Source organism: Pseudomonas sp. Pseusp3, from assembly GCF_047304225.1.
GTDB lineage: Bacteria > Pseudomonadota > Gammaproteobacteria > Pseudomonadales > Pseudomonadaceae > Aquipseudomonas > Aquipseudomonas fluorescens_CD.
Genome location: NZ_JBGLYV010000022.1, coordinates 24,975 through 48,008 on the forward strand (window position 1 = coordinate 24,975; position 23,034 = coordinate 48,008).

At 54.9% G+C, this 23,034-nt stretch carries 15 protein-coding genes and 1 pseudogene; 11 read left to right on the forward strand and 5 right to left on the reverse strand.

The window, feature by feature from the left end; translation table 11 throughout:
• Positions 1 to 276 precede the first annotated feature (276 nt).
• Positions 277 to 1,344, forward strand: a complete 1,068-nt coding sequence (locus tag ACCD00_RS10080; RefSeq protein ID WP_413424070.1) for an autotransporter domain-containing protein — start codon at positions 277 to 279, stop codon at positions 1,342 to 1,344.
• Positions 1,345 to 1,425: 81 nt separating this feature from the next.
• Complete coding sequence (locus ACCD00_RS10085; protein WP_413424072.1) at positions 1,426 to 4,116, forward strand: RHS repeat domain-containing protein; 2,691 nt, start codon at positions 1,426 to 1,428, stop codon at positions 4,114 to 4,116.
• A gap of 295 nt (positions 4,117 to 4,411) precedes the next feature.
• Here the strand turns inward: ACCD00_RS10085 and glgB are convergent, their stop codons facing one another.
• The 3 genes from glgB to ACCD00_RS10100 all read right to left on the reverse strand — a co-directional run bounded on the left by glgB (position 4,412) and on the right by ACCD00_RS10100 (position 12,049).
• On the reverse strand, positions 4,412 to 6,643 hold the full coding sequence (glgB, locus tag ACCD00_RS10090; RefSeq protein ID WP_413424074.1) for a 1,4-alpha-glucan branching protein GlgB: 2,232 nt from the start codon (positions 6,641 to 6,643) through the stop codon (positions 4,412 to 4,414).
• A 2-nt stretch (positions 6,644 to 6,645) separates the two neighbouring features.
• Positions 6,646 to 9,987 (reverse strand): maltose alpha-D-glucosyltransferase, encoded by a 3,342-nt coding sequence (gene treS / locus ACCD00_RS10095; protein WP_413424076.1) that lies wholly within the window; start codon positions 9,985 to 9,987, stop codon positions 6,646 to 6,648.
• Between the two features lie 67 nt (positions 9,988 to 10,054).
• Positions 10,055 to 12,049 (reverse strand): alpha-1,4-glucan--maltose-1-phosphate maltosyltransferase, encoded by a 1,995-nt coding sequence (locus ACCD00_RS10100; protein WP_413424078.1) that lies wholly within the window; start codon positions 12,047 to 12,049, stop codon positions 10,055 to 10,057.
• Between the two features lie 1,085 nt (positions 12,050 to 13,134).
• Here ACCD00_RS10100 and ACCD00_RS10105 point away from each other — a divergent pair.
• The 5 genes from ACCD00_RS10105 to ACCD00_RS10125 are packed head-to-tail and all read left to right on the forward strand — an operon-like array spanning position 13,135 to position 17,479.
• Positions 13,135 to 14,016: an McbB family protein gene (locus ACCD00_RS10105; RefSeq protein ID WP_413424080.1), complete on the forward strand. Its 882-nt coding sequence runs from the start codon at positions 13,135 to 13,137 to the stop codon at positions 14,014 to 14,016.
• A gap of 7 nt (positions 14,017 to 14,023) precedes the next feature.
• Complete coding sequence (locus tag ACCD00_RS10110) at positions 14,024 to 14,794, forward strand: SagB/ThcOx family dehydrogenase (RefSeq protein ID WP_413424082.1); 771 nt, start codon at positions 14,024 to 14,026, stop codon at positions 14,792 to 14,794.
• Positions 14,791 to 15,996 (forward strand): YcaO-like family protein, encoded by a 1,206-nt coding sequence (locus tag ACCD00_RS10115; protein ID WP_413424084.1) that lies wholly within the window; start codon positions 14,791 to 14,793, stop codon positions 15,994 to 15,996. The genes ACCD00_RS10110 and ACCD00_RS10115 overlap by 4 nt, the downstream gene beginning before the upstream one ends.
• Positions 15,997 to 16,007: 11 nt before the next feature.
• On the forward strand, positions 16,008 to 16,751 hold the full coding sequence (locus ACCD00_RS10120) for an ABC transporter permease (protein WP_413424086.1): 744 nt from the start codon (positions 16,008 to 16,010) through the stop codon (positions 16,749 to 16,751).
• Positions 16,751 to 17,479, forward strand: a complete 729-nt coding sequence (locus tag ACCD00_RS10125; RefSeq protein ID WP_413424088.1) for an ATP-binding cassette domain-containing protein — start codon at positions 16,751 to 16,753, stop codon at positions 17,477 to 17,479. Before ACCD00_RS10120 ends, ACCD00_RS10125 begins: the two co-directional genes overlap by 1 nt.
• A 130-nt stretch (positions 17,480 to 17,609) precedes the next feature.
• On the opposite strand, the gene ACCD00_RS10130 is transcribed toward ACCD00_RS10125, so the two are convergent.
• The gene (locus ACCD00_RS10130; protein ID WP_413424090.1) at positions 17,610 to 17,789 is read right to left on the reverse strand and encodes a hypothetical protein; all 180 of its coding nucleotides are present in this window, start codon (positions 17,787 to 17,789) and stop codon (positions 17,610 to 17,612) included.
• Positions 17,790 to 18,017: 228 nt separating this feature from the next.
• On the opposite strand from ACCD00_RS10130, the gene ccoG reads away from it, so the two are divergent.
• From ccoG to ACCD00_RS10150, 4 genes and pseudogenes are all read left to right on the forward strand, one after another.
• Positions 18,018 to 19,430: a cytochrome c oxidase accessory protein CcoG gene (ccoG, locus tag ACCD00_RS10135; RefSeq protein WP_413424092.1), complete on the forward strand. Its 1,413-nt coding sequence runs from the start codon at positions 18,018 to 18,020 to the stop codon at positions 19,428 to 19,430.
• 156 nt (positions 19,431 to 19,586) lie between these two features.
• The gene (mapR, locus tag ACCD00_RS10140; protein WP_413424094.1) at positions 19,587 to 20,996 is read left to right on the forward strand and encodes a GntR family transcriptional regulator MpaR; all 1,410 of its coding nucleotides are present in this window, start codon (positions 19,587 to 19,589) and stop codon (positions 20,994 to 20,996) included.
• Positions 20,997 to 21,187: 191 nt separating this feature from the next.
• On the forward strand, positions 21,188 to 21,622 hold the full coding sequence (locus ACCD00_RS10145; protein WP_413424096.1) for a hypothetical protein: 435 nt from the start codon (positions 21,188 to 21,190) through the stop codon (positions 21,620 to 21,622).
• A gap of 99 nt (positions 21,623 to 21,721) precedes the next feature.
• Positions 21,722 to 22,084: pseudogene (locus tag ACCD00_RS10150) on the forward strand (PLP-dependent aminotransferase family protein); the annotation flags it as partial.
• A gap of 121 nt (positions 22,085 to 22,205) precedes the next feature.
• Here the strand turns inward: ACCD00_RS10150 and ACCD00_RS10155 are convergent.
• Positions 22,206 to 22,952: an SDR family oxidoreductase gene (locus ACCD00_RS10155; RefSeq protein ID WP_057397634.1), complete on the reverse strand. Its 747-nt coding sequence runs from the start codon at positions 22,950 to 22,952 to the stop codon at positions 22,206 to 22,208.
• Between the last annotated feature and the right edge of the window lie 82 nt (positions 22,953 to 23,034).

The window sequence follows — 23,034 nt, forward strand, 5'->3', positions numbered from 1 at the left end:
GTTTTTTTTTGACGATCCGACGAACAAACAAGAACTTAGAGACACGTCATAAATCAGGCACTTAAACCATTACCACTTATCGGCCATCCTCTTGACGCGACCATTTCGCTCTTCTTGACTTCACTTTACTACCCCCGGATATGCCATCAGGACCCGCCTCGGACTCCCGTAAAAACGGGCAGCCGGTGGCGAGTCCTATCCCATTCGGTCGCCCCTCATTCGGGGTAGGAGAGACGCCAGAGCGAGATGCTACATGCGCCTGCAAGGTAGACCTCCATGAAAACTTCACTCACCCCAGAAGAGATCAAAGTCGCTTTTTGCACCGTGTCGAGTTCACTCCTGCTGTGTTCCTCCCTGGAAATACAAGCCGCCCCTGCCGAACAAGAAACAACCCCGTGGTATCGACAGGACATCCCGACGCTCAGTCTGTCTACCCTTGCAGTAACGTACCCCGGTCAGTTCAACGCTCATCCCGATCTGCGAAGTTCCAGCCTGACTACCGAAGACGCCGCGCCCACGGCCTGGGACCAACTCTACGGCCAGCCCTCTCGCCAGGCACAAACCGATTTCCTTTCCCTGGAGCTGGCCGTTCCCGGCACCCACGAAGTCAAAGGCCCGGCGATCTTCACCCTGCAAAGCGCCAGCGGCCATACGCAGAGGGTCGGGCTGGTCGGCGGCACGAGCCAGTTCCAGCTCAACAACAACGGCACGCAGATCACCCCGGTAATGTCCAACCCCAATAGCGACACGCTCAACCTCCAGGGACAAAGCCTCGGCGCCTACTGGAGCCTGACCGGACCACAAGGCTGGCACGTCGACCTGACCGCCAGCGGTGGTCGGGTCAACGGCTTCAGCCGCAACGAGCAAGGGACCCGAAGAGCCACCGAGGGCAGCGCGGTCACACTGTCGGTAGAAGGTGGCATTCCCATCGGCCTTGGCGAAAACTGGGTGGTTGAACCCCAGGCACAGTTGATCAATCAGCGCATCTCTCTGGACACCCCGTATGCCGGTTCGGGCAACGCGTCTTCCACCGATCTGACTTCGTGGAGTGGCCGGGTCGGTGCGCACTTGAAAGGCAGTTACGACATCAGCGGCCTGCTGGTCGAACCTTACGTGCGGACCAACTTGTGGCACACGGCGTACTCCGGCAACAGCGTGACCCTCGATCAGGTCGACAAGATCAGCAGCAGCCGCAATTCCACGACCGTCGAACTGGGCCTGGGCCTGGTCGCCAGAGTCACGCCGACCGTGAGTTTTTACGTCAGCGCCGATTACAGCAGCGATGTGGATGACAACGACTTGAATGGCTTGATTGGTAGTCTGGGTGTGCGGATGCGCTGGTAAAAACTGGTATTTCTTACAGTATCCACGGCTCTGCGGGTGATGCATTGTAATGGCGGGGCACTCTGATCGAGACCATCACTCATGCCATTGAATTCTGCGCACCACGGCACACCGAACCTTGCGGTTTCAGATCCGCGTGGCTTGGCGATCAGGGCCATTCAATACCATCGGCGGCTAGCGGCTGATCCGGTTGATACACGAGTGACGCATCAACGGTTCGATGCCGCCGGCCGGGCGGTGGCCAGCAGGGATCCGTATCTGTTTGCCTTGGCGCAGAACGATGCGTCGGTGCCGGCGAACTTGGGCCAGGTGTACAGCCTGTCTGGTGCACCCTTGTCGAGTGACAGCGTGGACGCGGGTTGGCGGGTGGCGTTGCACAGTGCTGCCGGGCAACGCGTCGAGGCTTGGGACGGCCGTGGCAGCCATTCCCGGACTGAGTTCGATGAACTGCTGCGGCCGGTGGCCGTACATGAACGTGGTGAAGATGTCGCCGCGCACGTCCTCGAGCGATTTACGTATGCGAGCGTCGATGCCGACGCGGCCTCGCGCAATCTGTGCGGTCAATTGATTCGCCATGACGACCCGGCCGGCACCTTGCACCTGCGCGAACTCGGGATCGCTGGCGCCGCGCTGCAACAGACCCGGCATTTTTTATTGGATACCTTGCCGGTGAACTGGCCCGACAGCGTGGCCGCTCGCGATGCGTTGCTTGAGCCCGCTGAGGGCGCCACCACCGCGCTGCACCATGCCGCCAGCGGTGAACTGCTCAGCCAAATCGACGCGCTGGGCAATCGTCAACGTTTTGCCTATACCGTCGCCGGCGAATTGAAGGGCACGCACCTGACCCTGGCCGGTGACGATCAAAAAGAGCTGACGCTGGTCAGCGATCTTCACTACAGCGCCTCCGGTCAGATCGAGTCGGAAACCGCCGGCAACGGCGTCCTCACCCGTCACCGCTACGATCCGGCGGATGGCCGCCTCATCGGCCTGAGCGCACACAAGGCCAACGGCACGCCACTGCAGGACCTGAAATATAGCTACGACGCGGTCGGCAACGTACTGAGCCTGGAAGATGCTGCCCAGCCGATCCGCTACTTCAACAACCAGCGCATCGAACCGATCAAGACCTATCACTACGACACCCTCGATCAACTGATCGAAGCCACAGGATGGGAAGCCAAGACCGGCCATGGCGGTCCTGCCCTGCCCGACCTGCAACCCTTGCCCCTCGACCCCAACCAGGTCGCCCGGTACAGCCAGACCTTTCACTACGACGCCGGCGGCAATCTCCTGGATTTGGTGCACGTCGGCTCTCAGGCCCATGGCCGCACCTTGACCCGCGCCCGTTACAGCAACCGCTGCCTGCCCGAACGCAACGGCCGGCCGCCGACTGAAGCCGAACTGGTCGCCGGTTTCGACGCCAACGGAAATTTGCGTGAGTTGCAAGCGGGCCAATCGCTCGGCTGGGACCTGCGCAATCAACTGTCCAGCGTGCGTCCGGTGGTCCGCGACGATGGCAGTGATGACTATGAACACTACCTCTACGACGGTGGCGGGCAACGGCTGCGCAAACTGCGCTCTAGCCAGACCAACGCCCGCACCCTGATCAGCGAAGTGCGCTACCTGCCCGGTGTGGAAATCCGTCGTCACGACGGCACGGGCGAAATCCTTCACGTGATCAATGCCAGCGCCGGCAGCAACAGCGTCCAGGTGCTGCACTGGGTCACCCGAAAGCCGGATGACATCGCCAACGACCAGGTGCGTTACAGCCTCAACGACCACCTGAATTCCAGCGCACTGGAACTGGACCAGAACGCCGACCTGATCAGCCAGGAATGGTATTACCCGTTTGGGGGGACGGCTTGTTTCGCAGCACGCTCGGCCACAGAAGCCCGATACAAGACTGTGCGATATTCGGGCAAGGAGCGGGATGCGACGGGGCTTTATTATTACGGGTTCCGGTATTACGCACCGTGGTTGCAGCGGTGGATTAATCCGGATCCCGCGGGGGCGATTGATGGCATAAACTTCTATCGGATGGTCAGGAATAATCCCATTGCGCTATATGATTCAAATGGTTTGTCACCAGAAGGGGATCTGGCGCGAGAAACATTGAGATCCGAAAGTTTTCATAAAGAGTACCCAGCAAATCCTGAAAGGGTTCTGGAATTCGTGGCACATGTTGCTAAGACGCGTGGACTTTCCGAAAGGATTATTAAAAAAGCTATAGAAAGAATTCGAATGAAAATGGACTCACCGCTTGAAGAAGCAACGACACAGATAAGCAACTTAGCAATCGCAACACCTAAAAAAGCAATTGACAAACCACCCCAAGAATATAAGTACATGCGTGAATTCAAAGCTTTTTACGCAACAACCGAGGCCTCTAACGCAATTAACACTGCAATGAGAACCGGAAAAGAAATATCCATTAATGAAAAAAAAGTAATCAGACAGCTAGAAGACACCCACGGAGATCAGCTATTTTCAGGTAGAGACGGAAAAGAAAAGAAAAAAAACATTCAGACCTCTGCTTCCGTCTTCGATACAGAACGCGCTATGCAGGTAAGCTACCAACTCTATCAACAAAATAACAAATCAATGCAAACCTACTATCGAGGCCAGAGCATAACCGAGTCAGGATTACAGGCGTTCATCGCGGCCCGGAATGACGGATCCGTAATTTACTCGAAGAGCTTTCTTTCGGTACTGAAAGAAAAAAAGGCGCCGAAGATTTTATGCGCAAAGAAAACTCGGCTCTTTTCATCATAGAAGGATTTAGTGCCTCAAGCGTGATTTCAAGCTATTCCGCGTCAGAGGTACAGGGTTATTTATTCACTCCTCATGCAGACTTTACGGTAACCGCGGTCAGCAGAAGAGAAACCAACAACAATCAATTTGTGATTAGACTCAAAGAAGCCCGGGGTCACACTGGCAGTCGAACTGTCATGCCTCATTAAAACAGCCGAAAGGGCACTGATTATGACGATAAAACGTAAGTATCAGGCTTCACAGCCTCAGTGCGACACGTTCGTCATACATCACCGCCTTTTCAGTCAGGCGTCTGTTATTCCTCCAGCCTCAACATCAAAACCGCCAACGGCGGCAAATTCAACACCAACGACAACGCCTGCCCATGGCTCGGCGTCTCCTCGGCCACCGCCCCGCCGCTATTGCCGTAGTTGGAACCGGCATAGATCGACGAATCGCTGTTGAGCACCTCGTTCCACTGCCCGGCAAACGGCACGCCAACCCGATAAGCCTCACGCGGCACCGGCGTAAAGTTGGCCACCACCAGCAGCGGCTTGCCGTCCTTGCTCCAGCGCAGCCACGCATAAACGCTGTTGATCGCGTCATCGCCGATCAGCCATTGGAAACCCTGCGGCACATCGTCCTGCTCATGCAGCGCCGGCTCTTCGCGGTACAGGCGGTTGAGGTCGGCCACCAGTTTCTGCACGCCCTTGTGCTCGGAGTATTGCAACAGGTACCAGTCCAGTTGCTGGTCATGGTTCCACTCGCGCCACTGGCCGAACTCGCAGCCCATGAACAGCAGTTTCTTGCCCGGATGTGCCCACATGAAACTCAGGTAGGCCCGCAGGTTGGCGAATTTCTGCCAGCGGTCGCCGGGCATCTTGTCGATCAGCGAGTGCTTGCCGTGCACCACTTCGTCATGGGAGATCGGCAGGATGAAGCGCTCGGACCAGGCGTACACCAGGCCGAAACTCAACTCGTTGTGGTGATGGGCGCGGTAGACCGGGTCCTGCTGGATGTAATGCAGCGAATCGTGCATCCAGCCCATGTTCCATTTATAGGCGAAACCCAGGCCGCCCTGTTGCGTACCCTGGCTGACGCCCGGCCATGCAGTGGATTCTTCGGCGATGACCAGTGCACCAGGCGCTTCCAGGGCCACCACATCGTTGAGGTGGCGCAGGAAGTCGATGGCTTCGAGGTTCTCCCGCCCGCCATGGCGGTTCGGCACCCACTCGCCGGCCTTGCGCGAGTAGTCGCGGTACAGCATCGAGGCCACCGCGTCGACCCGCAGGCCGTCGACATGGAAATGCTTGAGCCAGTGCAGCGCCGACGCCAGCATGTAGCCGTGCACTTCGGTGCGTCCCAGGTTGTAGATCAGCGTGTCCCAATCCTGGTGGAAGCCCTCCTGCGGGTTGCCATACTCGTACAGCGCCGTGCCGTCGAACTGGGCCAGGCCGTGGGTATCGGTGGGGAAATGCGCCGGTACCCAGTCAAGAATCACCCCGAGCCCGGCCACATGGCAGGCGTTGACGAACGCGGCGAACTCGTCCGGCGTGCCATATCGCGCACTCGGCGCGAATTGCGACAGCAACTGATAACCCCACGAGCCGCCAAACGGGTGCTCCATGATCGGCATCAGTTCGATGTGGGTGAAGCCGAGGTCTTTTACATAGGGAATCAGCCGCTCGGTCAGTTCGGGCCAGGTGTACTGGCGAGCCACTTCGCCCAGGTCGTCCAGCTCGCATTGCCACGAGCCGGCGTGCAATTCGTAGATCGACAATGGCGCGGTCACCCGCTGGCGATCGCCCCGGCCCATCATCCAGTCCTGATCCTGCCAGTCGACTTTCAAGGGGGAAGCGACTTTCGAAGCGGTGTCCGGTGGCAGGCTGGTGGCCAGCGCCATGGGATCAGCCTTCAACGGCAGAATGCCGTGGGCGCCGAGAATCTCGTATTTGTAGGCGTCGCCCGCTTGCAGGCGCGGGATGAACAACTCCCAGACACCGGTGGGATGACGCAGGCGCATCGGATGCCGGCGTCCGTCCCAGACGTTGAAATCACCGACCACCGACACCCGCCGGGCATTCGGCGCCCACACAGCGAAACGCACACCGTCGACGCTGTCCACGGTCTTGAGTTGTGCGCCAAGGCATGCGCTGAGGTCACGGTGATTGCCTTCGGCAAACAGGTACAAGTCCATTTCGCCCAGCAACGGGCCGAAGCTGTAAGGGTCTTCGGCCGTTTGCTCGCCGCCGGCCCAACGGGTGCGCAGCAGGTACCCTTGCGCACGGTCGAAATGCCCGACAAACAACCCCGGCGTCTCTGTGGCTTCAAGCTTTCCAAGCTCTTCGCCCGAATCCCTGGCCAGCACTTCTACACTCAGGGCGCCCGGCAGATAAGCACGAATGAACAGCCCGCCGGCGCCATCGCCGTGTGGGCCGAGAATGGCGAAAGGATCGATATGCTCGGCACGCACCAATGCATCGATATCCCGCGCGCTGGGCAGTAGCGCTTCTTTGTGATGACCCTGTTCCTTGTTCGAGACACTCATGACTACTCTCCACCAAGATCGGAAAAGGGTTTTAGCCCACTCAATAATCCATATAAACCGTGCAACGGCACGGGCAACCAGGTGGGGCGATTTTCCGCCTCATAGGCCACTTCATACGCCGCCTTCTCCAGACCGAACAACGCCAGCGCGGCGTCCTCGCCTTCGGGATCTTGCCATGCATGGGCAAGACTAGCTGCCGCCAGCCGATAAGCGTCGACAAATGCTTGCCGCGCTTCGCTCAAGTAGCGCTCGGTGACCCGCAAACGCGCAGCAGCGGCCGCAGCCGTGTTGTCGATGCTCTGCACGTTGATCGCCATCGCCGCCGCATAGTCGAAGGAGCGCAGCACGCCACTGACATCCTTGTACGGGCTGTGCTTGCCCCGTCGTTCTTGCAACGGTCGTGCCGGTTCACCTTCAAAGTCGATCAGATAGGCATCGCCCTTGATCACCAGCACCTGCCCCAAATGCAGGTCGCCGTGCACACGAATGCGCAATCCGCCCGCGGTCTTTTTGCCCAACTCTTGCACATGACCAAGAATGGTTTTTTTGTTGTCCAGCAAATGGCTGACCAGAGTCTGGTCCGCCGTATTCAGTTGATTTTCATGTTGCTTGAGCAAGTTCAGCGCATGCTCGATTTGCGCCGCGACATCCTTGGCCGAGGCCAGCGCTTCCTTCTGTGTAGTGACCTGCGGCAAGAAATCCGGGGGGGTACCCGGCGCTGCCAGTACCTGATGCATTTCCCCCAGGCGCTGACCGAGCATAGCGGCGAAATCTTTCAGTTCGCCGAGCGCGTTGTAATGTTGCTCCTGCTCGGACACCGCGTCAGCCAACTCATCGCGAAGCGCCCGTTCGAGATTGTTCTGGGTCCACTCCCAGGCATCACCCTGATTACTCAGGTAGCCTTGGGCAATCATCAGCAAGTTGTCTTGACCCGCTGCATCCCGACGCACCACGGCCCCCAGCAATGGCGAAACATTGCCGAACCCGGCTTCAGTCAGATACGCACTCATTTCCAGTTCAGGATGCACCCCGGAAGCGACCTTGCGGATCAACTTCAGCACCAGGCTGTTGCCGATCACCACTGAGCTGTTGGACTGCTCCGCGGACAGGTAGCGCACCGGCGACTCGGCATTGAGGCCGAGTTTTTCCAGCTCGGCGGTGGGCTCGAAGCGGATGTCGCCATCGCTGGAAGCCAATACGGTGCCGGCCTGAATGCCCTGCAATACGGCATGCACAAAAGCTTCCAGGCTGAAGGCATCGGTGATCAGGCCGACCTGGCGTCCGCGCCGTACCCGCGATAGCGCCAATTGCTGCGGCAGCGGCGTACCGACCTGGTCTTCCGGGATAAAGCCGAACGGCAACTGGTAGCGACTGCTCTGGCCACCACTGGTGACATTGATCTCACTGAACAGCACCGGGTGCTGCGGATCGCCGAAACGCACGCCATAGGCCAGATCGACCTGTTCGATGGCAGCGTCCTTGCCCGCAAACCAGCGTCTGTTCTGCAACCAGTTCGGCAGGATGCTTTGCTCCAGCGTGGTCCTTGACGGTGCTTCGAGCAGTTCTTCCATGCGCTTTTTCAGCACCAGCGTAGTGAAGTCCGGCAGGCTTTGCGCGGGCTCCACGTGCCAGCTCGGCATCTGGTTTTCCGCGGCGAGGCCGAACCAGTAAAAGCCGTAAGGTGCCAGCGTCAGGAGGAAATTCAGCTGGCCGATGGGCGGGAACGCGTTACCCCCGAGCATTTCCACCGGCACCATGCCGACGTAGGCCGACAAATCCAGCTCGGCGGCCTGGGCACTGCGCGATACGTTGGCCACGCACAGAATGACTTCGTGCTTGCCGTCCACCCCGGTGTATTCACGGGTGTAGGCCAGAATCCGCCGGTTGCTGGGCGAAAGCATCTTCAACGTACCGCGCCCGAAAACCTTGGATTGCTTGCGCACGGCGAGCAGGCGCCGGGTCCAGTTCAACAGCGAATGCGGGTCGCCGGCCTGGGTTTCGACGTTGACCGACAGGTAGCCATATTGCGGGTCCATGATCGGCGGCAGCACCAGGCTGGCCGGGTCGGCGCGGGAGAATCCGCCGTTGCGGTCGATGGACCATTGCATCGGCGTACGCACGCCGTCGCGGTCGCCGAGGTAGATGTTGTCGCCCATGCCGATTTCGTCGCCGTAATACAGGGTCGGCGTGCCGGGCATGGACAGCAGCAGGCTGTTGAGCAGCTCGACCCGACGGCGATCGCGCTCCACCAATGGCGCCAGACGACGGCGAATCCCCAGATTGATCCGCGCGCGACGGTCGGCGGCATAGTAATTCCACAGGTAGTCGCGTTCCTTGTCGGTGACCATTTCCAGGGTCAGCTCATCGTGGTTGCGCAGGAAGATTGCCCACTGACAGTTGGCGGGAATATCCGGGGTCTGGCGCAGAATATCGGTGATCGGGAAGCGATCTTCCTGGGCCAGCGCCATGTACATGCGCGGCATCAACGGGAAGTGAAAAGCCATATGGCATTCGTCGCCGTTCAGGCCTTTCTTATCGGTTTCGCCGAAGTACAACCGGGTGTCCTCCGGCCACTGATTGGCCTCGGCCAGCAGCATGCGGTCGGGGTAGTTGGCGTCGATTTCCGCGCGGATCCTTTTCAGGACGTCATGGGTTTCCGGCAAGTTCTCGTTGTTGGTGCCGTCGCGCTCGATCAGGTAGGGAATCGCGTCCAGACGCAAGCCGTCGATGCCCATGTCGAGCCAGTAACGCATCACCGACAGCACCGCTTTCATGACTTGCGGGTTATCGAAATTCAGGTCCGGCTGGTGGGAGTAGAAACGGTGCCAGAAGTATTGGCCGGCGACGGGGTCCCAGGTCCAGTTGGACTTTTCCGTGTCGAGGAAAATGATGCGGGTGCCGTCGTATTTCTGATCGTCATCGGACCACACGTAGAAGTCCCGCGCGGCCGAACCGGGCTTGGCCTTGCGTGCGCGCTGGAACCACGGGTGCTGGTCGGACGTGTGGTTGATGACCAGCTCGGTGATCACCCGCAGGCCGCGCTTGTGCGCCTCGGCAATGAAACGCCGGGCATCGGCCATGGAGCCGTAGTCACTGTGCACGCCGCGGTACTCGGCGATGTCATAACCGTCGTCACGCCGTGGCGAGGGATAGAACGGCAACAGCCAGATGGTGTTGACGCCCAGGTCGGCGATGTAGTCGAGCTTGGCGATGAGGCCGGGAAAGTCGCCGATCCCGTCGTTGTTGGAGTCGAAATACGATTTGACGTGAACTTGATAGATCACCGCGTCCTTGTACCAGAGCGGGTCCTTGATGAACGTGGCTGCCTTGGGTTTCTTCGCCATTTGAAACTCCTGGTCAATTCGACTTGGCCACAGGATGAGACTCTCTGTGGCGAGGGAGCCTTCTGGTCTATGCGGTGATTCTCCAGATACCGAACGGCTGATACGCCGGGTCGATGCGCATGAACTGGTTTTTGCCGTGCCAGGTCCAGCGATGGCCATTCATCAAGTCTTCGCCCTGGGTGCTGGCGTCGTCGGGCAGGCCCAATTCCCATAGCGGCAACTCGAAGTTCGCTTCCTGCACGTTGTGCGGATCGAGACTGACCGCCACCAGGATAAAGTTGCTGCCGTCAAAGCTGCGTTTACCGAAATACAGGATGTTGTCGTTCCAGGCGTTGTAGACCTTCAGGCCCAGATGCGTGTGCAACGCCGGGTTCTGTCGGCGAATGCGGTTGAGCTGGGCGATCTCGGCAATGATGTTGCCCGGCGCATTGAAGTCCCTGGGGCGGATTTCGTACTTCTCGGAGTCGAGGTACTCTTCCTTGCCCGGCACCGGCGCCGACTCGCACAGCTCGAACCCCGAATACATGCCCCACAAGCCCGAGCCCATGGTCGCCAGCACAGCGCGAATGAGGAATCCGGGACGCCCGGACTCATGCAGGAACGCGGGGTTGATGTCCGGTGTATTGACGAAAAAATTCGGCCGGTAGCACTCGCGCCAGGGCGATTCGTTGAGTTCGCTGAAGTAGCTCGCCAGTTCGGCCTTGGTGTTGCGCCAGGTGAAATAGGTGTAACTCTGGGAATAACCGACCTTGCCCAGGCGCGCCATCATTGCCGGGGTGGTAAAGGCTTCGGCGAGGAAGATCACCTCGGGGTACAACGCCCGTACATCGGCGATCAACCATTGCCAGAACGGCAACGGCTTGGTGTGCGGGTTATCGACGCGGAAGATCTTCACGCCCTCCTCGACCCAGCCCACCACGATATCGCGCAACTCCACCCACAGGCTCGGAATCGCCTCGGGGGTATAGAAGTCGACGTTGACGATGTCCTGGTACTTCTTCGGCGGATTCTCCGCGTACTTGATCGTGCCGTCAGGCCGCCAGTTGAACCAGCCAGGGTGTTGCTTGAGCCACGGATGGTCCTGGGAACACTGGATGGCGAAATCGAGGGCGATTTCCAGGCCATGGGCGGCAGCGGCCGCCACCAGTCGCCGGAAGTCGTCGCGGGTACCCAACTGCGAATGAATCGCCTCATGCCCGCCCTCCTCGCTGCCGATCGCATAAGGGCTGCCCGGATCATCGGGCCCCGCTGTCAGGGCGTTGTTCGGGCCTTTGCGGTAACTGCGCCCGATCGGATGGATCGGCGGGAAATACAGCACATCGAAGCCCATGTCCTGGATCATCGCCAGCCGTGAATGCACGTCATTGAAAGTGCCATGGCGTGCAGGATCGTCGGTGATCGAACGCGGGAACAACTCATACCAACTGGCGAACTGCGCCAGCTCGCGTTCCACATCCACCGGGCACTCCGGGCTCAGGCTCAAATACGCACGGTGTTCGACGCGGGCCATGAGGTCGGCACTACGTTGGTGCAAAAACAGTGCGACCTGCTCGGCTTCAAGCAGTCCTGACAGTTCATGGTGCAAGGCTGCCAGTTGCTCACTGAGTTGCCCTTCGCTGCGTTCGGCGGCTTGTTGCACATGAATCCGCCCTTCCTGCAGTTCCAGGCTTACCGGAACGGCAGCCGCATGCTTCTTTTCCAGCTCATAACGAAAACTGGCAAACTGATCGATCCAGGCTTCGATACAGAACAGATACCGGCCCTGGCTGTCGACACGGAACTGCCCTTGCCAACCGTTGTTGCCCAGGTCGAGCATGACAGCGCTTTGCCAGACGTCCTCGTCGTCGGCCCGCCAGCGCACGCGAACCGCCAACTTGTCATGCCCGTCGGCGAAGACCTTGGCCGTCACCACCACGTCCTGCCCCACCACGGCTTTGACCGCGAACTGCCCGCCTTCAAGGGTCGGCATGATGTTTTCTATGACAATACGCGGCAGCAACAGCGCCTGCGACAGCGGCATGTGCGGGTTGTAGCTCAACTCAGTCGGTTTTTCAGCCGTCATCGAGCCTCTCTCCTTTACGCCCCATGGACGCGCTTGTGTCGGGTTGCCATCCACATCGGTAGATCCCTCGCCGAATGAACTCACTTAGGTTCCGAGCGATGGACATCGGCAAAGTTCAGAGCAATTGGCTGGAATCAAATCCCCCGTGCTGGGATCAACCAACTTAAGCACGACTCACGCCATGTGCCACTGTCGACTGGACCAATGACCAATTCATTACCAGGAAAAGCTCCCTATCCGGAATTCGACAATCCAACTCTGCTACCCACAGGATCCGGAACCGAAACAGGCCCCTAACGCAGTTCGGGGTCAACGAAAGGCTGGATCCCCCTACGAGTCAAGAACCTCCGGTCAAGGTTATAGGCAACCTTGGCAATAAATTCAGGGTAGGCATCTTCATTGAAGGGGTGCTCCAGCTGATCAGTCTCATTATTTCGACTACCGCCTGTCGCCTTTTTTCAGAAAAATTTCCCCGCCACAAAAATTCTCGCATGTTTAGTCCTACAGACGAGTTTGCCTACCACAGACTCATACATGTGACATTTACAAAAACTAAAGCAAAGTTTTCTAATAGAAAATTCTAGACATGATTTAGCTGCGCCCTCTCTCAGAAATTAAACAACCAAAAGAAACTTCCAAAAAGCTTGTAAGACCGTTCTTTGACACGCGAGCGACTATTCCTACATGCAATTGCTCGCAGACTTGCAGTAACGGCTACAACCTTCTAAATCTAACAACGCCACTCAATTCCGAGCGGCAACTACGACGAGTAAAAACAAATGAAAAACGAAAAACTTGGCGAAGTGCTTTTTAACTTCAGAAATGAATTTGGCTCAAACACCCATCCACAGATGGCTGGTGGATCTGGGGGACAAGGAGGTTGTGGTGGCAGTGGAGGGTGTGGCGGTGGTGGTGGTTGCAGTGGCGGGAGCGGTGGAGGTAATGGTGGTTGTGGAGGCGCGGGAGGGACAGGTGGTGGCGGAACAGGCGGCTGCAGGGCGATGTAATTCACCGTGATATTAAACCGTCTGTCTTTCAGGCAGAAAGGATCTTCCAAAAATGGAAGATCCTTCAGGAGAAATTTAATGAATCTTATTTATTCAGAATACGACATTATAAACCTTCCCAACGAGTCGCTGATCATATCAAGCTACGGAGTTTCCAAAACAGCCTCAACGAAATTATTAAGCGTCCTGCAAGAGTTAAAAAAACAGAATAAAACATCCATAACAGAGACACTACTCAATGATACAATCTCAAAGCAAAAACTACAAAAAAAAGCGGCACACCTATTCTTACAAAATGCGATAGGACTAAAGCCTGAACCTTCAGAAATATACTTCAAAAAAGCACTAATAGCACATGACTGCATAGAGATCGAAGAGTTCAAAACAACAATAAACCAAGAGCTAACATGCGAGTACATAATAAGCGAGAACATTGAAAGCCTGACAGAGCAAGCTAAGGGCAACTCGTATTTCATCATCATAATGTGTATGCAGTATGACTACATCAAGTTGAAGAAACTGTATTTCAGTCTGGCAGACGCGGCTCCATGTAGCGCAATCTCTCTAGCATATTTAAATGGGAATATTTTCCATATCGACCAGCCGTACGTTCCCAGCATTGGAAACCCCTGTCACTTTTGCATGATAGATCGACAATTAAACTACGAAAAATGCATCAACTCTCAAAACTCCTGGACGACGCTCTTGAGATTCTGCATAGAACGCAACGTCACTCTACCGTCGCAGAAACTAAGTGCATTGCAAAGAAGCATGGCGATTGGTGCAATAGTTAAAAAAATAAAACTTCACACTGAGCATGGCAGTGAATTCAGATACCAAGACAATGTATTCACTTCGACGACAGTAGACTTAATTAAAGGATCCATTACCGAGGAACCGAGCCCACATTGGCACTCCTGTAACTGCCTGAGATCAAAAAATGAAAAATATACCGCATGACCATTATATGAAATTTCTCGACCCGCGAGTGTACGAGGATACATTGGAATTCCATAACAAGGGTAATTTCATCATCCATGATTGCGTTAAAAATATTTCCCGCCTGCACAATTTGCAATCAAAGCTACTTGCCGACTTGACAGGCAACGAACTACAACTATACCCAGATATGGATATTACAGTCGACGGACCACCGCTAGAAGCTCTGGACGTTACAAGCCAGCTACATAGAGAATCTTCATGCGATTTTTTTGATGGCGGCGCCGCCACATTTGAATCAATAAAGAAGCTTATAAGTCCGTTGTTAAGCAAGGATAAAAAAAACCATAAACGTGGCTACCCAAGCGCAGGCGCCCTGTACCCTGTAGAAGTTTTTATTTGCTCTTTATCGACGTCAAATATATGGCCAAGTCGCGAAAAAATATTGCATCTTCTTCCTAACTCTAGAAAGCTTGAAATACTGCAAGACAGCCATGACATCAACCCCCTGATAGAAGCAATATTGCCAACCGGAAACAATATAGGCAACCCTAGTCACGCCATAATTTACATGATGTATTTGCCGAAGACGTTATTCAAGTATCGCTATCGTGGTTACAGATTAGCCTTAATGGAAACCGGGTCAATGTATATGTTAATCGACCTTCAGTGCAAAACGTTAAAACTAAAAACCCGTCAATGGTCAGGATACACCGACACTATGGTGTGCAAGGCAATGGGGGTGAACCCTACTCTTTTCTATCCTTCATGCGTACAGCTGATAGGAGGCACAAAATGAATATCTTCAGTAAAGATACGAATTCGGCGCTGCCAGGAGAAATTTTTATTCAACCCCCCTGCGTATTTAATTTCCCTTTTTGTGTTGAGGTTGGAGATCAATGGCAAACCGTTGGGTCAGGAGTTGGTAATAGCTCAGGATCAATAACAACTGCCTTGGGAGAGTATTTTGAACGTCGTCATTTTTATTTGGAGGTATTACGTGATTGCTCATCCAGCCTGGAAAAATGCTTGAGACCTGCCGAGGTAAAAAAATTCATAAAAGCCTTTGACCAAACTGCTTCATCGGAAGCGGACCTGAGTAACCTGGCGTGCAGAAAATTTAATATGAGCTCTGTAGTTCGCATTTCTGACTTTTCAAAATGCGCCATACCCACCATCTGCATTTCACTGTCTCATCACGGCAATGAGGACGACAATAGCATTTATCCGAGCAGAGACACTTGTGGGTGTAGTTTTCATAAAAGCTACGAATCTGCCATTTTTGGCTCCATCAAAGAATTATTGGAGCGACAGTTTCTGACTCGGTTCTGGCTAACCAAACAATGCATTGGATTAGTAACTCCCGATCAAATATCAAAAACAATAAAGGCAACATCCGCATATGGCTTATATAACGCCCTCCTGAAGTCTGGAAAGCTCGCAATAATTGATATTTCCGACGACAGCTTTCCTGGCGTATGTTTACTCACCGTTTACGGCAGCGATAATCCGAGTAGAAATGTTCATTATTGCGCAGGAATGTCCTATGCAATAAACCAAACCGCCGCACTGGAAAAATCCATTTTAGAGTTGTGGCAAACGTTTAGATTCATGAACTTGTTCAGAATTTTTCGACAAACCCCAGATTCTCTACAGGACCCATATATTCGTCACTTTATGAAATGTGATACCTACAAAACATTTAAGGAGATAACATCAAACATAAAACCTTCGAACCCCACCTCCAATAAACAGACAGCTTTCGGGTTCGACACACAAGGATTGATACAGGCTTTAAAATCACAAAATATTGAAGCATATCTATATATTAAAACGACCAAAATAGGAAACACCGGCTATACATTTTGCAAATCCGTTTCCCCGTCTTTATTTATGCACATGGACAATTCAAAAAACATAAATCTGATCAACGATTACTCGGCACGTTTTTCAACATCAATTGATAAAGCCCGAAAAGAACAAATGGTTCCATTCCCTTAAGGTTATCAATCATGAAAAATAACTTACATTCGAGAATCTTCACCTTAACAGGCATTTTCATAAAAGAGCAATTCAAAGAACCTATTGCGTTGTTTTGGATAATGCTTTCCCCCTGCGCACTTTTCTATTTCTTCGCAGCTACAAAGCAAGACGCCAACTATTTTCAAAGTGAGTATATTGAGGCATCAGCATGGTTTTATGCATACGTTTCATCAAGCGTAGCGCTATTTGGATTTGCGTTTTATATAATCGGAAGAAGAGAAAGTGGATTTATTCGATCATTCATTTACTCAAAACAGTCAAAAATCATATTTTTGTATTCGCACTTTTTTGCTTACTCATTAATTTCAATTGCGTACTGCTCCATTTTTTACTTGGCAACAAAGATCCCATTTGGTAGCTATGATCTCGAAGAGCTACTGAGGATCACTCTACGCTTTTATACTTGCTTTGTCATGTTTTGCAGCCTTGGCGCCGCATTTACGCTGCTTCCAATCAACTTTCAAAACTCAAATACACTACTGTCAATTTGTTCGTTTTTCATGCTTATCCTGGGAGTACTTGGGGCTAGCAAAACAAATGACATCGTGGACATCATAAACCTTGCAAACCCGCTCACAACTGCAACCAATTTAATGACAAATGACTTGAATCATAATAAGCCAACGGTCGCCATAATAGCATTATTCGCTATTGCATCGGCTTTAGCGCTACTAAAGCACTTAAGAATCAACCCGGTTTGGAGCAGATACTAATGCGTCGATTTAGTGCAAAATTCATTGATTTTTCCTATGACGATAAAGCGATTTTAACCCGAGCATCTCTTGAGATTCCTCAGGGCTCCATCGTAGGCATTCTAGGCCCGAATGGATCAGGAAAGACCACGTTTTTCGATATCGTCTGCGAACTGAAAAAAATAAAATCCGGTTATATTGAAAATGACTTCCCCGACTTCTCTTACCTGTCTCAAATAATCACAACCCCTCCGACTCTGCGCATGCGTGATATCTTCAAAATGGTCATCGCACTATCCTCTGATAAAAAAATGACACAGTCACGAGCTCTGGAAAAGCTAAGTAACTGGAGCCCCTCTATCGTTAGTCGATACAAAGACATATGGAACAAAAAATCGTCATTGTGCAGCTATGGAGAGACACGCTGGTTCTTTGCCCTTTCTCTTCTATCAATTTCCACTGACTTCATTATTCTCGATGAGCCTACTGCCGGTGTAGACCCTGAATTTCGCCATTATATCTGGGAGTGCCTTCATGGCGCGGCTAATGATGGTATGGCGATCCTGGTGTCATCACATAACGTCGATGAAATAGTAAACAACTGTACTTATTTCTACATGATCAGTCAGCAACGCTTTCATCGCTTTGCCAGCGGGTCAGAGTTCATTCAACGCTATCGGGCCAAAACGGTAGATGAAGCATTTATCCGCGCTGTGTCCGAGCCGATATTTGCGGAGCATCCTGGATAAATGAAGCTTGATATGTAACGCAGACAGTAACTGCTACAGATATAAGCCTACCACCCCACCACCACGGAAAGAGCCACCGACGACTATGCCGCCGGTGATCGCCCCGCCCCAGCCCTTCCGTGACCATTAATCAGTTACACAGAACGATGACCGGCGATTGCGGCCTGAAACTTAAGTTTCCACTGAAAAAGGATTCCGCCATGACCTGCGCATCAAGAACCAGACCTGCTTTTTCACCACCGCCAATGGCGAACAGATTCGTCTGTGTCCCGACGTGACCGTCGCAGGCGCGGTGGATGGACGCCGGCACTTGAAGGCCACCAACAGTGATTCGGTGATTTGACCGGGATTGATCAACACCTGTCGTCGCTGTTTCTGTCAGGCCCTCGGGCCCGGCTGCGGCAGGTGCTTCAAGTTGTCGCAGGCCGGGCAAACACCTTCATCTGATCCGCTTTTTAATCCAATACCTGAGTCTGTTATGCAAACAGATCACCGCTCATAGTGCTCATGCCTGATGGAGGCTGATGAGCGAAAGACCATGAGCGAGAGAATCCCCGTCCGAACCGTAGAAACATTCGAGCCTTCGCGTCCAAAGACGAAGGCCAAAACCAGCGACAACCTGATCCACACCCGTAGCTTCACAGGGCTGTTCCGCAACCTGCGCATCAGCGGCGCGGGTTTTCTGTTTTTGCTGTTCTTCGGCACCGTGTGGTTGAACTGGGGCGGTCGCCAGGCGGTGCTCTGGGATCTTTCCGAAAGTAAATTCCACATCTTCGGTGCGACCTTCTGGCCACAGGATTTCATCTTGCTGTCGGCGCTGTTGATCATTGCCGCGTTCGGTCTGTTTGCGATCACCGTGTTCGCGGGGCGGGTCTGGTGCGGCTACACCTGCCCGCAAAGTTCGTGGACCTGGATCTTCATGTGGTGCGAGAAGATCACCGAGGGCGAACGCAACCAGCGGATCAAGTTGCAAGCCGCGCCCTGGGGCCTGAACAAACTGATGCGTCGAGCGGCCAAGCACACCTTGTGGCTGGCCATCAGCCTGCTGACCGGCCTGACCTTCGTCGGCTACTTCACGCCGATCAGGCCGTTGGCCGAAGAGCTGCTGACCTTTCAAATGAGCGGTGTCAGCCTGTTCTGGGTGCTGTTCTTTACCGGCGCCACGTACATCAATGCCGGCTGGCTGCGTGAAGCGGTGTGCATGCACATGTGCCCCTACGCACGGTTCCAGAGCGTGATGTTCGACAAGGACACCCTGACCATTTCCTACGACGTGGCCCGAGGCGAAAACCGTGGCCCGCGCAAACGCGAGGTCAAGCCCGCCGAAGTCGGCCTGGGCGATTGCATCGATTGCCAGCTGTGCGTACAGGTCTGCCCGACCGGCATCGACATTCGCGATGGCTTGCAGATGGAGTGCATCGGTTGCGCCGCCTGCATCGACGCCTGCGACTCGATCATGGACAAGATGGGCTACGCCCGAGGGTTGATCAGCTATACCTCCGAGCACCAGTTGCAGGGTGGCAAGACACACCTGCTACGCCCGCGCCTGATCGGCTACACCGCCGTGCTTGTGGTAATGATCGCCGCGCTGGTGGTGGCGCTGGTGGAGCGGCCGATGGTGTCGCTCGACGTCAGCAAGGACCGCGGTCTGTTCCGCGAGAACAGCCAGGGGCAGATCGAAAACATCTACAGTCTGAAGGTGATCAACAAGACCCAGCAGCGTCAGGACTATCAATTGCAACTGGTCGATGCCGACGGTTTCGAGTTGCAGGGCAAGAACGGGTTGAGCCTGGCAGCGGGCGAGATCGTCGATGTGCCGGTGTCGGTGGTGATGCTCACGGAGCGTCCGGCCAGCAGTTCGCAGAGCCTTGGCTTCAAGGTGGTCGACAGCGATGAGCCTGATGTCTACAGCGTGGCGAAGAGCCGGTTTGTTGCGCCGATGAATCGTTAAGGCTTTAGACTGCGGTGCGCCATTCGCGAGCAAGCCCGCTCCCACATTGGATCTCCAGTGTTCACAAATCCAATGTGGGAGCGGCGGTGCGACGATTCGACTTGCTCGCGAAGAAGTCACCTCGTTTTTTCTGAATGACACCAATCCGGGCTAACGATGAAACGCTACGAAAAATTCGCCGACGACATTGCAGAACTGATCCGCACCGGCGTCCTCGGCCCGGGCCAGCGTGTGCCGTCGGTGCGCTACGCCAGCCAGACCTACGGTGTCAGCCCGTCGACGGTGTTCCAGGCCTACTACCTGCTGGAACGTCGCGGGCTGATCCGCGCCCGTCCGCGCTCCGGCTACTTCGTCAATGCCCATGCACCACGGCCGTTTTCCGAACCGGAGATCAGCAATCAGGTCAACGAGTCCACCGAAGTCGACGTCAGCGAACTGGTGTTCTCGGTACTCGACTCGATCAAGGACCCGAACACCGTGCCCTTCGGCTCGGCGTTCCCCAGCCCGACACTGTTTCCCCTGCAACGCCTGTCGCGCTCCCTGGCCAGCGCCAGCCGCGAAATGGACCCTCGCATGGTCGTCACCGACATGTCGCCGGGCAACCCGCAGCTGCGTCGGCAAATCGCCCTGCGCTACATGGTCGGCGGGCTGATGCTGCCCATGGAAGAACTGCTGATCACCAACGGCGCGCTGGAAGCCCTCAACCTGTGTCTGCAAGCGGTGACGGAGCCTGGCGATCTGGTGGCCATCGAAGCCCCGGCGTTCTATGCCTGCCTGCAAGTGCTTGAACGGCTGAAGCTCAAAGCCGTGGAAATCCCCGTGCACCCGCGCGATGGCATCGACTTGGGCGTGCTCGAACAAACCCTGGAGCGCCACTCGATCAAGGCCTGCTGGTGCATGACCAGCTTCCAGAACCCCATGGGCGCAACCATGCCCGAGGCAAAGAAACAGCAGTTGGTGGAACTGCTGCGCCGCCATCAAGTGCCGCTGATCGAAGATGATGTCTACGCTGAGCTCTATTACGGTCAACAAGCTCCGAAGCCAGCCAAGGCCTTTGATACCGAAGGCCTGGTGATGCATTGCGGCTCGTTCGCCAAGAGCCTGGCCCCCGGTTACCGCATTGGCTGGGTCGCCGCCGGGCGTTATGCGCAGAAAATCGAACGGCTGAAACTCATGACCTCGCTGTGCGCGTCGATGCCGGCACAGGCGGCAATCGCCGATTACCTGCAACACGGGGGCTACGACCGGCACCTGCGCAAACTGCGCCACGCGCTGGAAGACCAACAGAGTGCCATGCTCGCCGCCATCGCCCGGTATTTCCCGGCACAAACGCGGGTAAGCCAGCCAGCGGGCGGGTATTTCTTATGGCTGGAATTGCCGGAGCAGATGGATTCGCTGAAGTTGTTTCAGATGGCTCTGGCACAAGGCATCAGCATCGCTCCGGGGCCGATCTTTTCCCCGGCGCAGCGGTTCAGGAATTGTATTCGGTTGAACTACGGGAGCCCGTGGACTGAAGACTCAGAGAAGGCGATGGAGACGTTGGGGCGGATTGTGCGGTCGTTTTGATGAGTTTAGTTGGGGATCAAGTTTCAACAGATGTTGAACCAGACGAATGACAGCCAAACCTGTCATATATGACAGTAGACGCACTGGCTTTTTGATTATTTACTGATGACGACACTCAGAACGCTACAACTTAACGTCAAGTTAGCATAACTAGTTCTGCATCTCAGCCAGTTACAATCAGGGGCTAAAAAATGAGCAAAGCACGCAAGACACTAATTGACAAAACCGACTTTCAGGACGAACAGTACAATGGATGGTCGTTTGCGCAAGGCAACAAAGTACTTGAGTCCGAGGGCTCCAATTTTTTCATTACTAATCTTTTGTTTCCGGCGCAGCAAAATCTTCAAATCACCAAACAATATGACCAGGATTTTGCAGGCACATATGAAATCACATTTAAGCTATTCATTTCCAGCGATATAAAAAATCCAAGTCTAAATGTATGGCTATTCGGGCAAAATGAAATCCCTAACGAAAAAGTAACTACTGGAAAATGGATTGCATGTAAAAAAACCTTGAAGGCTGAGAAACCAGACCTGAACAAGCTACATATTCTAGTAAACGGCACGTACCCAGATGGTGTAGGAAGAGCAAAATTCGACAACATCACCATCTACAAGTTGTAAAACGAACGGCAGTCAACAGTTGTTCCCACCACGTGGGAACAACTGTTGACTGCTCTCGGGGATAAGCGCCCACCGCCTGAATCAACAAACGTCCCGATCGATGGAGCTATTGCCGACTACCTGTAACACGGGAGCTACGACCGGCTTCTGCGCAAACCGCGTCACGCGCTGGAAGACCAGCAAAGCGCCATGCTCGCCGCCATAGCCCGGTATTTCCCGGCACAGACACGGGTCAGCCAGCCGGCAGGCGGGTACTATTTATGGCTGGAATTGCCGGAGCAGATGGATTCGCTGAAGTTGTTTCAGATGGCACTGGCGCAAGGCATCAGCATTGCACCGGGGCCGATCTTTTCCCCGGCGCAGCGGTTCCGGAATTGTATTCGGTTGAATTACGGCAGCCCGTGGGATGAGGCTGCGGAAAAGGCGATGGAGACGTTGGGGCGGATTGTGCGGTCGTTTTGATAGTTGGATGTTGCCTGCACTATTGCCTTCGCGAGCAAGCCCGCTCCCACAGGTATTGCATTGTCCATGTGGGAGCGGGCTTGCTCGCGAAGAGGCCAGAACCGACAACGCAAACCTCAGGTCAACGCCCACCACCTAGATCGACAAACGTCCCCGTCGCATAAGAAGCCTTGTCCGACAGCAACCACACAATCGCCTCCGCCACTTCATCCGGCCGCCCGCCCCGCGCCATCGGAATCGCCGATTCCAGTTTGCTGACCCGATCCGGGTCACCGCTCAAGGCATGGAAATCGGTATGGATGTAGCCGGGGCGCACGGCGTTGACGCGAATCCCCTCGCCCGCCACTTCCTTGGACAGGCCGATGGTGAAGGTGTCCAGCGCGCCTTTGGAGGCGGCGTAGTCGACATACTCGTTGGGTGAGCCCAGACGCGCGGCCACCGAGGACACGTTGACGATGCTGCCGCCCTGCCCGCCATGTTTGGGCGACATGCGCAGGATCGCGTGCTTGGCACAGAGGATCGGCGCCAGAACGTTGGTTTTCATGATTTTGAGAATGCGGAACTCGGACATTTCGTCGACCCGGGACTTTTGTCCGACGGTGCCGGCGTTGTTCACCAGCGCGGTGACCCGGCCCAGTTCACTGTCTACCCGATTGAACAGCGCGATGACTTCGTCTTCGATGCTGACGTCGGCCCGAACTGCAATGGCTTGCGCACCGAGGGCGCGGACTTGCTCCAGCACGCCGAGTGCAGCCTGTTCATCAGCCTGGTAGTTGATGCAGATCCGATAGCCCTGCGCGGCGGCCAACAGGGCGGTGGCGGCACCAATGCCGCGGCTGCCGCCAGTGATGACGATGACTTTGTCCATGCGAGCTTTCCCCCAATTCAAAGCTTAAGCGGTCGGGGCAAGAATAACCGCCATTGGCGGTTTTTGCATGGCTACACATCAG